General features: G+C 47.7%; 14 protein-coding genes. 9 read left to right on the forward strand and 5 right to left on the reverse strand.

All coding sequences use genetic code 11. The features are described from left to right. The coding region (locus NSMM_RS11630) for an IS1595 family transposase (RefSeq protein WP_090283480.1) at nucleotides 1–860 on the reverse strand (860 nt) is incomplete at its 3' end. A gap of 113 nt (nucleotides 861–973) precedes the next feature. Here NSMM_RS11630 and NSMM_RS11635 point away from each other — a divergent pair. The 3 genes from NSMM_RS11635 to nirK all read left to right on the forward strand — a co-directional run bounded on the left by NSMM_RS11635 (nucleotide 974) and on the right by nirK (nucleotide 3,664). Then, a complete protein-coding gene (locus NSMM_RS11635) occupies nucleotides 974–1,354 on the forward strand; it encodes a nuclear transport factor 2 family protein (protein ID WP_090287617.1) in 381 nt (126 codons plus the stop codon). 658 nt (nucleotides 1,355–2,012) lie between these two features. Further along, nucleotides 2,013–2,225, forward strand: coding sequence for a phage integrase N-terminal SAM-like domain-containing protein (locus NSMM_RS11640; protein WP_245654787.1), 213 nt, complete (start codon nucleotides 2,013–2,015; stop codon nucleotides 2,223–2,225). 314 nt (nucleotides 2,226–2,539) lie between these two features. Beyond that, nucleotides 2,540–3,664: a copper-containing nitrite reductase gene (nirK, locus tag NSMM_RS11645; RefSeq protein WP_090287620.1), complete on the forward strand. Its 1,125-nt coding sequence runs from the start codon at nucleotides 2,540–2,542 to the stop codon at nucleotides 3,662–3,664. Here the strand turns inward: nirK and NSMM_RS16800 are convergent. Continuing rightward, complete coding sequence (locus NSMM_RS16800) at nucleotides 3,657–3,791, reverse strand: hypothetical protein (RefSeq protein WP_281200913.1); 135 nt, start codon at nucleotides 3,789–3,791, stop codon at nucleotides 3,657–3,659. The two genes, nirK and NSMM_RS16800, sit on opposite strands and share 8 nt — an antisense overlap. 184 nt (nucleotides 3,792–3,975) lie before the next feature. Between NSMM_RS16800 and NSMM_RS11650 the strand changes: the two genes are divergently transcribed. After that, entirely contained in the window at nucleotides 3,976–4,170 is a 195-nt protein-coding gene (locus tag NSMM_RS11650; RefSeq protein ID WP_090287622.1) for a type II toxin-antitoxin system VapB family antitoxin, read from the forward strand. Further along, nucleotides 4,167–4,565, forward strand: a complete 399-nt coding sequence (vapC, locus tag NSMM_RS11655) for a type II toxin-antitoxin system VapC family toxin (protein WP_090287624.1) — start codon at nucleotides 4,167–4,169, stop codon at nucleotides 4,563–4,565. The genes NSMM_RS11650 and vapC overlap by 4 nt, the downstream gene beginning before the upstream one ends. 247 nt (nucleotides 4,566–4,812) lie before the next feature. Here the strand turns inward: vapC and NSMM_RS11660 are convergent, their stop codons facing one another. Both NSMM_RS11660 and NSMM_RS11665 read right to left on the reverse strand, forming a co-directional pair. Next, the gene (locus tag NSMM_RS11660; RefSeq protein WP_090287626.1) at nucleotides 4,813–5,304 is read right to left on the reverse strand and encodes a hypothetical protein; all 492 of its coding nucleotides are present in this window, start codon (nucleotides 5,302–5,304) and stop codon (nucleotides 4,813–4,815) included. Beyond that, nucleotides 5,301–6,206 (reverse strand): hypothetical protein, encoded by a 906-nt coding sequence (locus NSMM_RS11665; protein ID WP_143001941.1) that lies wholly within the window; start codon nucleotides 6,204–6,206, stop codon nucleotides 5,301–5,303. The genes NSMM_RS11660 and NSMM_RS11665 overlap by 4 nt, the downstream gene beginning before the upstream one ends. Before the next feature lie 215 nt (nucleotides 6,207–6,421). Between NSMM_RS11665 and NSMM_RS11670 the strand changes: the two genes are divergently transcribed. The 4 genes from NSMM_RS11670 to NSMM_RS11690 all read left to right on the forward strand — a co-directional run bounded on the left by NSMM_RS11670 (nucleotide 6,422) and on the right by NSMM_RS11690 (nucleotide 13,238). After that, on the forward strand, nucleotides 6,422–6,625 hold the full coding sequence (locus NSMM_RS11670) for a phage integrase N-terminal SAM-like domain-containing protein (protein WP_245654788.1): 204 nt from the start codon (nucleotides 6,422–6,424) through the stop codon (nucleotides 6,623–6,625). A 576-nt stretch (nucleotides 6,626–7,201) separates the two neighbouring features. Continuing rightward, nucleotides 7,202–8,446 carry an exonuclease SbcCD subunit D C-terminal domain-containing protein gene (locus NSMM_RS11680; protein ID WP_090287633.1) on the forward strand — a complete coding sequence of 415 codons (1,245 nt, stop codon included), beginning with the start codon at nucleotides 7,202–7,204 and terminating at the stop codon, nucleotides 8,444–8,446. A gap of 11 nt (nucleotides 8,447–8,457) precedes the next feature. Continuing rightward, on the forward strand, nucleotides 8,458–11,733 hold the full coding sequence (locus NSMM_RS11685; protein ID WP_090287635.1) for an AAA family ATPase: 3,276 nt from the start codon (nucleotides 8,458–8,460) through the stop codon (nucleotides 11,731–11,733). Between the two features lie 263 nt (nucleotides 11,734–11,996). After that, the gene (locus NSMM_RS11690) at nucleotides 11,997–13,238 is read left to right on the forward strand and encodes an EAL domain-containing response regulator (RefSeq protein ID WP_090287636.1); all 1,242 of its coding nucleotides are present in this window, start codon (nucleotides 11,997–11,999) and stop codon (nucleotides 13,236–13,238) included. Between the two features lie 38 nt (nucleotides 13,239–13,276). On the opposite strand, the gene NSMM_RS11695 is transcribed toward NSMM_RS11690, so the two are convergent. Further along, the gene (locus NSMM_RS11695; protein WP_090287638.1) at nucleotides 13,277–14,464 is read right to left on the reverse strand and encodes an alkaline phosphatase PhoX; all 1,188 of its coding nucleotides are present in this window, start codon (nucleotides 14,462–14,464) and stop codon (nucleotides 13,277–13,279) included. Nucleotides 14,465–14,479: the final 15 nt, after the last annotated feature.

The raw sequence follows: 14,479 nt of genomic DNA on the forward strand, positions 1-14,479 counted from the left end.
AAATCAAAACGGCGATTGAAGCGATAGGAGAATTCTGCAAGATAGCGCTGTGCATACTTGGCGTGATTGAATGCATGGTAGGTTCCGCTGAAGGCAGTCTTGAGATTGCCAAGAAGCGTATTGACCCAGCGAAACTCGGCACGCTGCACAGCAGATTTGCCACTTCCCACAATATGGCGCTCATGCTGCGCGGCTGTATGCGTAACCGCCCCGAAACACCCCAAACCATCAGATACGACTCGTGCAGTAGATGACAGACATTCAGCCGACCACTGTTTGAGCGCTTCATATGTAAAACCCGCTACGGGAGTCAAGCGTATATAAAGTGGCTTCCCCTCGCTGTTTGTTTGTATTGCCGCTACAAATGGCGTCTTACTTGCCGCGCCCCGCCCGCGCTTTCCCGGCCTTTCACCTCCCAGATAAGCATCGTCAACCTCCACGCGTCCATCCAGACGGCGTTGCTCTTCGCGCAGCAGCATGGTCTGTAACAGCTTATGCTTGATCGACCATGCCGTTTTGTAACTTACCCCCAGCTGACGTTTGAGTTCCAATGCACTGACCGCATTCTTGCTTTGCGTCATCAAGTAAATGGCCAGAAACCAGGTTCTTAGCGGTAATTTAGTATTTTCAAACACGGTGCCGACAATTGAAGAACATTGGTAGCCACAATCCAGGCATTCCCATAGCTTGCGGCCGTTATGGGTACAGGAATATCGCTCCCCATCGCAGCGCAGGCATCTCCAGCCATGTGGCCACCTCGCAGCAAACAATGCTGCTTCACATTGTGCTTCCGTGCCATATTGATGCAGAAATTCATGCAGTGACAGGCCTGCCTGAAACTGAATTTTATTCATCGCCATTGCCATCCTCCTCTGATTTTGCTACGTTTCTTCGCAATTTGTAGATTTTACAAGATTTCTGAGAGAAGTAACTAATCAGGAAGCCATTTACCATGAGAACTAAATTTTAAAAAATGAAAAATTCAGCAAAAACAGTAGTAGAAAAAATGTTCTCCGCATTTAGTAGTGGCGATGTAGAGAAATTCGTCGCAACAGTTTCCAATGACACCGTTTGGATTTATCACGGAACGCAAATTATTCCGGCAGGAACTTTTGAAAAGAAGGAAGGCGTAAGGACATTTTTCACCAATATTCTCGAAAGAACTGAAATCATCAACTTTGAGCCACAACAATATATCGTTGAAGGAAATATGGTGGTTGTGTTAGGCCGAGAACATCAAAAAGTAAAACGCTCAGGAAGGGAACTGAAGCAAAAATGGGTTCAGATATATACCGTGGAAAACGATCTGATTACAAAAATGGAAGAGTTTGCAACTTCGGAAGAAGTAGAATAAATCACGCTATAGTAATTAAAATTGATCCCAAAGCATTTTTAACTATCTTTGTTAGGCGAATGTTGCATTTCCAATTTGACCTGAAGCAGCTTACTTGATGACCTTTGTTCGTCGCTCCTTTGGGAACCGAATGAAGTCAGGATCGAGGAATACCAGAAGATCGATCAGTGCGTTTTGATATGGTCTATTAGACTATATCATCGCGCTTTTGCGGTGTCCCGCTTGAGCGCCGGGTTGGGCGTGACTGTGACTTGAAGCCCTTAAAGGTGCAGTAGCCAAAAATAAATGCGAGGACACAACTTAATGAAGCCAAAAGCCATTCGTGGCCGGGGAAGTACCAACGATTTGGTGATAGAGGCACAAGACCGCTAATGGAAACGATACCAAGAACGACACAGAGCAAAGCCAGAGCTGCGCTTGAACGCGGTCGCTTAACAAAGAGCTCTAGTGATGACCGTAGAAACATATATTTCATAACAGCAAATTGTAAATACGTTACGCCCAACGTAATATATACGACATTTCCTGTCTGATAAAGTCGATAATCATTTTTATAATCATATACTAACTATCTATATTATTGTTAAACGCATTTAATGTTATAACAACCTGACAAATCGTGTAGACAAATACGACGTAATCATCTGCCAAAAAACTGTTGGATCAGTTGCGCGATAAAGTTCGTTTCAAATGCTATAGTCTGAGTACAGAAAGTACCTATATTTCATGGATCAAGCAATTTATTATTTTTAAAGATGAGCGTCATCCAACGGAGATGGGTGCTGCTGAGGTTGAGAAGTTTCTGACTTATCTGGTTACCCGACGTCATGTTTCCAGTCCCACCCAGAATCAGGCGTTGTCGGCAATTTAAAAAAAGGCGACGCCATCCTATATTATTCTTTCTCGCTGGTTTCCTCGCTGCGTGATGTGATAGGGTAGCCCGGCAAACACAGTTTTGCTTAGTCTTTGCATTCATGGATTGTGACTGAATCCAATAAGAAAGAGTAGCGCCCCCTTTTTTGCTCCTTCTTTTTTACTAACTCCTAAAACTTGGCGGATTTATGTGCCTAAATTTGGGAGACTTAGATCTAGTTATAACTCGTAAAATCACAGGCTCATCAACTTTACGTCAGGTGCTCGAATAGCCTTTCTGTTTCGAAATTTAATATACCAAAGAGACAAATAATGAAAAAATTAATCATGTGTTTTGCTTTCTGTCTCATGTCATTTTCATCGGTTTCGTATGCTGATGAGGGAGCATCATCTTATATTGCTAATGTAGGCATCCAGTCAAACTTAAAAGGCCTGGAGAGAATACAACAGGAATTAGTTGCGCCGCCCTTTTTACCGAAGCATCAACAAGCTTATTCCGGGAAGTCTCGAATCATCGAAATGGAAATGGTGATTGAGGAAAAAGAGATAGAAATTGAACCAAATGTTTTTGTTCAAGCGATGACTTTTAATGGTACGAATCCTGGTCCAATGATGGTGGTGCATGAGGGTGATTATGTTGAGTTAACTCTTAAAAACCCTAGTACAAACACGCTTTTACATAATATTGATTTTCATGCCTCAACGGGAGCGCTAGGCGGTGGTGCGTTAACCATGGTGTCTCCAGGAGAGCAAGTCACATTACGCTTTAAAGCTGATAAGCCTGGTACTTATGTTTATCACTGCGCGCCAGGAGGAATTATGATTCCTTATCATGTTGTTTCAGGTATGTATGGTGCGCTAATGATATTACCAAAAGATGGCTTAAAAGATCATAAGGGAAATAAAGTTATTTATGACAGGGCTTATTATATTGGTGAACAGGGCTGGTACATTCCAAAGGACCAAAATGGAAACTACAAACGATATTCAAATGCAATAGAGCCTTATGCTGATACTTTAACCGTTATGCGCGGGCTTGTTCCGACACATGTAACTTACAACGGAAAAAAAGGTGCGTTAACTGGTGAAAATGCGATGAAGGCTACGGTTGGTGAAACCGTCTTGTTTATTCATTCGCAGGCTAATGAAGATTCTCGTATCCATTTAATAGGGGGACATGGTGATTTAGTTTGGCCTGGTGGCTCTTTTATGAATACACCAACGGTCGACAGAGAAACTTGGCATGTCAATGGCGGTGAGGCAGTAGCAGCTATTTACACATTTAAGCAGCCAGGTCTTTATGCTTATCTCAATCATGATTTGATTCAAGCGTTTATGCTTGGCGGCGAAGCCCATGTGGAAGTAAATGGCAAATGGAATAATGACTTAATGGAGCAGGTTTCAAAGCCCGGCCCTATTAAGACTAAAACTAATTGATAGATCTAACAAATTCGTCTTTTACGATTTGATGCTTTTTCATCCATTGCTTTACGTCTTGAACTGTAAATGGCTGACTTAATGAGCCATTTTCAACTGCCTCATAGATTTGTTTGATTAGTGGCATATTTCCTCTCTGGTAATGTGTCGATGTTTTTCGTGCCTAACGCTTCGCGTAACCGGCTGCCCGAAGCTGCATAGCGGGGCGACGCAACGCAACGCAGCTTTAGGCGCTCCGAGTTGACGCAATTGTTATGTGTATGTACACTTAGTTTTATACACATTGACAATCCTTCCAGGAGTTAAACCCTATGCGTACTAATATCGAAATTGATGACAAACTAATGAACGATGCGCTCAAAGCGACTGGTTTGCAGACCAAGAAAGAGGCAGTAGAGCTTGGCCTTAAAACACTGATAAAATTAAAAAAACAAGAAGGAATTAAACGATTTAGAGGGAAGCTACAATGGTCTGGTAATCTTGATGAGATGCGAAGCGATTCATGATTTTGGTTGATTCCAGCGTTTGGATTGACTACTTCGGTGGCAACGGCTCTCCGGAAGCTGATTTTCTGGACGGGATGCTGGGAGTTGGCACCGTTGCAATAGGAGATTTGATTCTTGCTGAAGTTCTCCAGGGCTTTAGGCATGACAAGGACTACAAAACCGCCAGGCACTTGCTGGGTGAGCTGACGATCTTCGAATTGCTCGGTACAAAAATGGCAGAGAAGAGCGCGAATAATTTTCGCAAGCTACGTAAAAAAGGAATTACTATCAGAAAGACCGCCGATGCAATAATTGCATCGTTTTGCATTGAGCATAACCTCCCCTTACTCTTTTCAGATAAAGATTTCAAACCTTTTGTAGAACACCTCGGCTTGCGTAATGCAATTTACACATAACGTAATGTACTCTTTGTTTTTTAAAAAGAGGACGCTACCTTATATTATTCTTTCTCGCTGCGTGATGTGATGCGGTATCCCGGCAAATACAGTTCTGCTTAGTCTTGGCATTCATTGATTGTGTACTGCTTGTTCATAAAATTTTGGTTTCTATGTAACACAAGCATTTGTATTTATTTATAAATAAAGAGTATAACTGAATTCAATAAAAAAGAGGGTGTCCACTTTTTCCGCTGTTGTTGTATCGTTATTCATCGGCATCATTTATAAAGTTAAACCAATCATTCAAGCTTGACTTTATAAGAATGAGAGAAACAATCAAAATAGATAGTGCAAAAAATGAAAGCCACAATGAACCAAGAGTAAGCCAGTAATTTCCAAACAAACCAATAGTTAACTGTGCAACAGCGGCAATTATTGTTGAAAGAACTGACCAAAACAAAAAGTCACTTAAGTTCTTCAAGGGGTCATAGAGTCTTAATGAAGGGTCCAGTTCCTTTTGAGCTCTAAATATTTTTCTATATTCAGCATGGTCATAGACATTTTCCTTCAATTTTATCAATATGAAGGTTTTGAGCGACAGCAGAAAACCTCCAACAGTTAAAAACCCAGCAAATAAATTACCTCTTAAGTGTTGCTCATAAAATAACACGAGTTCGCTCTTGTCGATCGCTAGCCACTCAATGCATGCCACAGAGAGAGTGGCCAAAAGAGCGCATATGAGTAGCCTTAAAGTCATTTGATCTTCGCCTTAAAAATAGACGAATGATTCTGGCAAACCTCTCTCAAGTTTTTAATGATCCAGCTACTCTGAAAGCTCAAGACATCTAGATTATTGATGTGCTCAGCGACCTCATCGTAGCCAAATTCGCCGAAGTTATCCGGGTTATTTTGAATTTTTATTATTCGATCCAGGCCATCTTCATCAACGCCAAAAACGCGACCCGAATCAGTCTTAGATCTATTTACGGCAGACACAATAAGATCTATCAAACTTGAGGGAGAAAACTTTTTCCCAAAAGAGAACTTTCTCTTTTGCTTTATAACAAATCCGGAGAGTTGACCAAACTCTTTTGAGTCAGGCTCAAGATATGAGAGGTCGACCTCTAACGCCTTAATGTGCTCCAGCTCCTTTAAAACGCTAGCTAGTTTTTCCTTTCTTATGAGCAGTTGCCATTTAAAAAAACCTTTGAACTCTTTGTTCGCCATCTTTTCAGCTTTATCTGCGTTCTTTTTACCAGCGATGAGATCATTTTTCTTTTGCTCTCGCTTTTGCCCTTTAAGCTCGTTGAAACGCTTTTTTATGAGATTCATGCCCTGCCCGATGCTGCAGGACTGGTGGTAGTGTTGGTAGAGACCGACTCCTGATTCTTTATTTATTATGAAGAAGTTAAATTCCATAATATTCGAGTTTCGATCCAACTTGTTCACCTGTACCTTAAATGAGCTACCGGCTTCTCTTAACTCGCAGAACGTTCTTTGACTCTTAACTGTCACGATCAAACCAAGGTAATACTCACCATCCGATTCAGTATCAACAAACAGAAAGCGTCCAGCTTCATCAAAACTTTCATAGTTCGTAGCCTGCTTGGCCAGCGCCTTCATAACCTCTTCTACTGAGATTGCTTTCGGCGCTTCCACTGAGAAACCTAAAAATCGTACAAACACAAAATCTCCAAAAATCAGGCTACATATTTATCGGTACAACGCAATATATATGACATTTCCTGTCTGATAAAGCCGATAAATAGCCTTATAATCATATAGATGCCACATATACTATTGTTAAACATGCTTAATGTTATAACAATCAGACAAATACGACACAATCATCTGCCAGAAAACTATTGGATCAAGTGCGTGATAGAATTCGTTTCAAACACAATAGCCTGAGTACAGAAAGTACCTGTATTTCATGGATCAAGCAATTTATTATTTTTAATGATGAGCGTCATCCAACGGAGATGGGTACTGCTAAGGTTGAGAGGTTTCTGACCTATCTAGCTACCCGACGTCATGCTTCCAGTTCTACCCAGAATCAGGTGTTGTCGGCAATTTAGAAAAAGGGGACGCTATCCTATATTATTCTTTCTCACGGGTTTCCTCGCAGCGTGATGTGATGCAGTACCCAGGCAAATACAGTTCCGCTTAGTCTTGGCATTCATGGATTGTAACTGGATCCAAATAAGAAAGGGTAGCGTCCCCTTTTTGCTTTAACAACAAGGGCGATGCTTATCAGATTACCCCCAATGTGCTGCACAAGAGAAAGCATGCGACTGACAGCAGAGAGCCAAAAAGACCAGACGACCAATATCCCAAAATGGAGCCAAAAAATACTCCAATGGTTGCACTGAAATATCAAGCCATCTAAATGGCTTTTCATACTCACAACTTTTGAATCGGGTCGGTGACCTGGACGCTCTGATGGCGCTATACAACGCGCCCCCGAATGGCTATGAGAAGCTTCAGATTTTTCGCCTCTTAAATCTGAATATTGAAAATTCTGTTATTAAGAAGTTTATCGATGAAACGTACCATATTGAGAATGAATTCATCTGCCAGCTTGATCCCGCGAAGTTTGACACGGCCCCTGAATACGTTGTATTGGAATGCGATCGGATTCTGCAGGAGACTATATGAAAATCCTCCACACCTCTGACTGGCATATCGGCCGCACGCTCTACGGCAGAAAACGCTACGAGGAGTTCGAGGCTTTTCTGATCTGGCTGGCGGAGACGATTCAGCAGAATGAAATTGACGTCCTGCTGGTGGCGGGTGATGTTTTTGACACCAGCGCTCCGAGCAATCGCGCCCAGGAGCTTTATTACCGTTTCCTGTGCCAGGTGGCTGCCTCATCTTGTCGCCACGTTGTTGTCATCGCGGGCAATCACGATTCTCCTTCATTTCTCAATGCCCCCAGGGAGCTGCTCAAGGCCCTTGATGTCCACGTGGTTGGAAGTGCGACGATCGAGCACCCAGAAGACGAAGTGCTGGTGCTGCGTAATGAGCAGGGGGCTCCGGAATTGATTGTCTGTGCCGTACCCTATCTCCGCGACAGGGATATCCGCGTGGCGGAAGCGGGTGAAAGTGTCGAGGACAAAGAGCGGAAATTGATTGACGGCATCCGCACTCACTATGCCACTGTCGCTGCCTTGGCCGAACAGAAGCGCGAGGAACTTGGGGTTGATCTTCCTATTGTAGGCATGGGGCATCTGTTTACCGCTGGCGGACAAACTATTGACGGCGATGGCGTGCGTGAACTCTACGTTGGTTCCCTGGCGCATGTGACGGCGGGGATTTTTCCTGCGAGTTTTGATTACCTGGCGCTTGGGCATCTCCACGTCCCGCAAAAGGTGAGCGGCCTTGAGACCATGCGGTACAGCGGTTCTCCATTACCCATGGGATTCGGAGAAGCCAGGCAGCAGAAGAGCGTTTGCCACGTCACCTTTGGGCAGCACGATGACCACAGCACAACTGCATCCGTACAACTGATCGACGTGCCGGTGTTTCAGAAACTCGAGCGCGTTAAGGGAGACTGGGATAGCATCTCAAGCCGTCTCCTCGAATTGTCGGCAACGGACAAAGGTTGGCTCGAAATCATTTACAACGGTATTGAAGTCATTGGCGACCTGCGTGAGCGTCTGGAGGCTGCAATTTCCGGCACCCAAATGGAAATTCTGCGGATAAAGAATAACCGCATCATCGACCGCGTGCTGGGACAAATCCATGCGGAGGAAACACTCGACGATCTGAACGTGAACGACGTGTTCGAACGATGCCTCGCCGTTCATGATGTGCCTGAGGAGCAGCGGCCGGAATTGCACCGAGCCTATCAGGAGACGCTCTTGTCTCTCTATGAAGATGACGTACAGGCGGAGTAGAGCGGCTGTCGATGAGAATATTGCAGATACGCTTTAAGAATCTGAACTCGCTGGTCGGCGAATGGCAAATCGACCTGACGCACCCGGCTTTCGCCTCTGACGGCATCTTTGCCATTACCGGCCCCACCGGCGCGGGGAAAACCACGATCCTCGATGCTATTTGCCTCGCCCTTTATGGGCGGACGCCGCGTCTGAACAAGGTCACCAAGAGCGGAAACGAAATCATGTCCCGCCAGACCGGCGAATGCTTTGCCGAGGTGACCTTCGAAACCCAGTCTGGACGTTACCGCTGTCACTGGAGCCAGCACCGGGCACGCAAGAAGCCGGATGGCGAGCTCCAGGCCCCGAAACACGAAATGGCCAATGCCGATTCCGGCGAGATCTTCGAATCCAAGATCAGAGGGGTAGCCGAGCAGATCGAGTCGGCTACCGGCATGGATTTTGATCGTTTCACTCGCTCCATGTTGCTGGCCCAAGGCGGCTTTGCCGCATTCCTCCAGGCGGCACCGGATGATCGGGCTCCAATTCTGGAGCAAATAACGGGTACAGAGATCTACAGCCAGATATCCATCCGTGTTCATGAGCGCCAGCGTGAAGAGCGGGAAAAGCTGAGCCTGCTTCAGGCCGAAACGGCGGGCATCGTAATGCTTGATCCGGAGCAGGAGCAAGAGATTGGGCAGGCACTTGAGGCAAAGCAGAAGGAAGAGGCAGACCTTACCACCAAGTCCGCTGATACTGGGAAGGCCATTGTCTGGCTCACTACCATCGATGGGTTGAAGAAGGAAATCGGCAACCTGGCTGACGAGGCGAGCAAGCTGCTAATCGATATCGAGGCGTTCAAACCGGATCGTGAAAAGCTCAACCGGGCTTTGAGTGCCGCCTCATTGGACGGCATATACGCAACGCTCACCGCCACCCGCAAACAGCAGGCGGATGACAGGGCAGGCTTGAAAGCTGAGGAAGAGGCGCTTCCTGTACTGGAATCCTCCGCCAAGGAACAGGCCGAGGCACTGAAATCGGCGGAGCAACAGACCATTCGAGCTAAAGAAGCGCTGAAAGTGGCCGCGCCGATATTGCAGAAGGTTCGCTCTCTTGATCAGAAACTTGCCGATCAGAAAAAGGCGGTTTCGGAAGGTGATGAGAGCGGCAAGAAGGATGTGGCAAAGATTGATGCAGACAAAAAAGCTCGGCTCGAAGAGCAGAAAAAACGATCCAGGGCTCAGGAAACGCTGGAGCTTGTAGACGGCTACCTCAAGGAGCATGCACAAGATGAATGGCTGATCAGCGGTCTGGCTGGTGTTGAAGAACAGTTGAACAGCCTGCTTTCCACGCAAAAAGAAATCGTTCAAAAAGAGGTTGATCAACAAACGGCCACGACGACTCTGGAACAGGCGACAAAGTCACTCGACGGCTGTCAGAAGCAATCCGGCATTCGGAAGCAGGAACTGGAGGACGTCTCGAAACAGATTCAGCAGGGCAAAGATGTATTGAGCCAGTTGCTGGGAGACCGCTTGTTGCGGGAATACCGGACTGAGAAGGAAACGCTGCTACGTGAAATGGTGTACCTTTCGAAAATTGCGGAGCTTGAAAATCACCGGGCAAAACTGAAAGACGGCCAGCCTTGCCCACTCTGTGGTGCAACCAGCCACCCCTTTGCAGAAGGGAATGTCCCTGTCCCCGATGAAACCGAAAAGAAAATCGACGCCCTGACCGGGCTGATCAGCAAAGCCGAGGATCAGGAAGTAGCTATCAAGAAACTCTTCGATGCTGAAAGCCTGGCCCGCACAAACCTGACGGAGGCTGAAAAGCTGGAGTCAGCAGCGGCCAATGACAAGAAGACTGCCGAGAAAGCCCTGGCCGAGGTGAAGGACGGCCTGGTGAAACTCTGGGCCGATTTTGTCGAGCGCAGGCAGGCTGTTTCTACCAAACTCCAGCCGCTTGGTATTGCGGACATCCCTGAAACGGGCATTTCATCACTGATCGAAACCCTTAAGAAGCGGCTGGAGGCATGGCAAGCTCAAGTCAAGAAAAAGGCGGACATTGAGAAACAGATTGCCGCCATCGACAGCGAAGTGAAGCGGCTGGATGCGGTGATCGAAACGCAAAGCGCTGCCCTGGCCGAGAAGCTGGAGCGCCTGGAAGTCTTAAAAAAGGAATTCGCCAACGGAAGTGATGAGCGTAATGTACTGTACGGCGACAAGCATCCCGACGATGAAGAGCGCCGTTTGAACAAAGCGATTTCGGATGCCGAAGGTGCCGAAAAGCAAGCCAGAGAACGGCACAATGAGCGCCAGCAAAAATGGAATACCACGAAGGCCCATGTCGAATCTCTGAAAAAACGTATCGACCAGCGAGCGCCGGAACTGAAAAAATTGGAAACTGAATTCTCTACAGGACTTGCGCCCGTGGGCTTTTCAACTGAAGAACAGTTTCTGGCAGCCAGGCTTCCCTCTGAGCGCAAGGCTGAGTTGACGGCGACGGCCAGGAATCTGGATGAACGCCAAACCGATCTCCACGCCCGTCAGAAGGATCGGGAAATGCGCTTGGTTACGGAAATGGCCCGGAAAGTTACCGATAAATCGTTGGAGGAGCTCGAACCCCAATTCAAGCGGTACGATGAATCCCTGAAAGAGCTGCGGGACATCCTAGCTGGTCTCAAGCACAAGTTAAGTGAGAATACGGCCGCAAAAGAGCGGATAAAGGAGAAGCAGGCAGCTATCGAAGTCCAGAAAAAAGAGTGTCACAGGTGGGAAAACCTGCACGATTTGATCGGCTCTGCAGATGGCAAGAGGTACCGCAATTTCGCCCAGGGGCTAACCTTCGAAATGATGATTGGTCACGCCAACCGGCAACTGCAGAAAATGACCGACCGCTACTTGCTGGTCCGTGACGATGCTCAGCCCCTGGAGCTCAACGTGGTTGACAACTACCAGGCTGGGGAGATTCGGTCCACGAAGAACCTTTCCGGCGGGGAAAGTTTTATTGTCAGCCTGTCCCTGGCACTGGGGTTATCTCATATGGCCAGCAAGAATGTCCGGGTGGATTCGCTGTTTCTGGATGAAGGCTTCGGCACGCTGGACGAGGAAGCCCTCGACACCGCTTTGGAAACCCTCGCAGGTTTGCAGCAGGACGGCAAGCTGATAGGCGTCATTTCACACGTACCCGCCTTGAAGGAGCGGATCAGTACGCAGATCCAGGTGACACCTCAAACTGGTGGCAGAAGCCAGATATCCGGCCCTGGATGCGACAGGCTAAGCGCTACAGAACGGGTCGTAGAAACAGGTTAGCTTGAGAATGTCGGACGATTTCAAGTCAGGTACAACCGTGACCGATTGTCATCTGCTGATAGAATTTCGCTGCCCCGCAAACGACAAATACGACGAGTGGTGCACGTCGACGTACTTGAGTATCTATCGGTAAATTGGAATAGTAGGGTATGGTGCTTCTGGAGTAGAGGAGCGTAAAAAATGATTACCAATTTTTTTCCGTTGGGTAGTTAACTTTCAGTATGATAGTCGCGGCACGTTGCCCAATTTTACGAAAGCAGATTATGTCGAAACTACCTGTTGATCCCAGAATTTTGATTCTCGATGATGAGCCTTTCATGCTGAAGCTGTTGGCACGCATGCTGACGAATCATGGTTTTCCATCAGTAAGCTGTTGCGAAGCAGGTGAGGATGCCTTGCGGCTCGTGGATGATGCTGCCACCCGACCGGATCTGATTATGCTGGATCTGAATATGCCGGGTATGGATGGCATCGAGTTTGTCCGTCATCTAGTTGAACGGAATTACATGGGTAGTCTGATTCTGGTGAGTGGAGAAGGTGAGCGTATACTCAGAACTGCCGAAAAACTGGTGCAGGCACATAAAATTCAGATTTTGGGGTATCTGCAAAAACCGGTACAACCTGATGCCCTGCTAATGTTACTGTCACAGTCGACTGCTTCCAATGACGCGGCGGCCAAGCTTGAGGGTTCAGATAAAGCTTATGATGCGCAAGCCATCAGCGCTGCTATTCAGTCTGGCGCTATCGTGAATTACTATCAGCCAAAAGTGCGGGTGGATACCGGGAAAATAGCAGGGGTGGAAACACTGGTGCGCTGGCAGCACCCGGTCGATGGCCTGGTTTATCCCGATCAATTTATCGGGCTTGTCGAAAAATGTGGCATGATCAATGAACTCACCAGCAAAGTACTTGAGCAGGCTTGCATTCAGGCGAAAACCTGGCAGCAGGCCGGCCATGAATTAAAAGTCGCAGTCAATGTATCCATGGATAATCTGGCTTCACTCGATTTTCAGGACGTGGTGGTTGCTCTGGCCGCCAAGGCGGGTATTGCGCCAAATAAAATTGTACTGGAGATTACCGAAAGCCAGTTGATGGGAGATATGCGGGTTTCGCTGGAAATTCTGGCCCGGCTGCGGTTGAAACGCTTTCATCTATCCATCGACGATTTCGGTACTGGCCATTCCTCGTTGTCACAGTTGCGCGATATTCCTTTTGATGAGCTCAAAATTGATCAGGGGTTTGTGCATCGTGCCTGGGAAAATGAAACGCTGCGCGCTATTTATGACACGAGTCTTGCACTGGCGAAACAGCTGAACATGGAAGCGGTTGCGGAAGGCGTTCAGGACCGGCAGGACTGGGATCTGCTACGGCGAACCGGCTGCAACCTGGCGCAGGGAAATTTTATCGCCCGCGCCATGCCTGCCGATGCTTTTGAAGCGTGGCTCGTTGACTGGCAAAAACGTCTTGTGACAGAAGGTCTCTTGTCTGTGCAACTAGAAAACTGATGTCTGATGACAATTTCGGATTAACGAAACTGCATCGTTTATCGGAGCGATGAGCCGAACCCACTTATTTCATAGGTGATTCCGTCCTGATCACGCCCATTTGCACCGCGTTGTGAGCTGAAATAAAGCCTTGAGCCATCCGGACTGAACGCAGGGCCGGTTATCTCGGAACGGTCATGGCCGACGATCTGCAGCAATGGCTTGATCGTGCCTGCGGCTAGCATCACGATTTCCATATTGCCGCCGTCCTCGGCAACCAGTAATTCGCCTGCGGCATTGGCGGTGATGTTGTCTACGCCGGTCAGTATGGGATTGAGATGCTGCGCCGCATCGTAGATAACTTTCAATGTTTGCCGGGTCGTGTCCAGTGCCCAGATACGATTATCGCCTTTGGTCGTGAAATAGATGAAACCATTGTGATACCAGATGCCTTCGCCACCATTGAAATGGGTGGCAAGGACTGATTGCTTGCGGGTGGGCTGGTAGCGTGCAGCGGGATTGCGTAAAGGGTGCCAGGCTACCCGGTTATTCTGACGGTCGACTATCTGCATGACGTCCAGTCGACCGGTCGTGAGGTCAGGAAATCCAGCTGTATCGAACTCAAGGGCGGTATAGCGATACAGACAACCATCCGGTTTATCCTCGGTCAGATAGAGCTGCATGGTGTGCGTATCGACGGCAACCGCCTCATGCTGGAATCGGCCCAGTGTTTCGCGTATCACGGGTTCTCGCTTGCCGAAAGGATCGCACTCCCAGACTGAGCCACGTTCGACTTCCTCACAGGACAACCAGGTTTGCCACGGTGTGGCGCCTCCGGCACAGTTGTTGTGGGTGCCTTGCAGAATCGAATAGGCATCAACCAGCACCCCTTGCCGGTTGAAACGTAACGCGCCCGCGCCACCTTTCCCTTTCCTGCATTCACTGTTGGAAACATAAATCCAGCCACCATCAGGCGTGCTGAAAGTTGCGCCACCATCTGGTGCGGCATGCCATTGATAGCCAAACAGATTCTGTTCCGAGCGTGCCACGATACGGGAAGCAAGTCCAACTGGCAGGCGTACACCATTCTCATCCGGTGCCTGTAGCATGCCAACCGTCGCTGACTGAAGCGGAGCGGCGATGTTTTGTGTGGTGAAGGTGAAAGGTGCGATGAACAATGCGCTCAGTCCTCCCAGGCCAAGTCTGCACAGTTTGCGCCGGTCGTGATCGATGATGGGCGAATTCATGATCTCATTTCTGGC

This window comes from Nitrosomonas mobilis (genome assembly GCF_900103035.1).
GTDB classification, from domain to species: Bacteria; Pseudomonadota; Gammaproteobacteria; order Burkholderiales; family Nitrosomonadaceae; genus Nitrosomonas; species Nitrosomonas mobilis.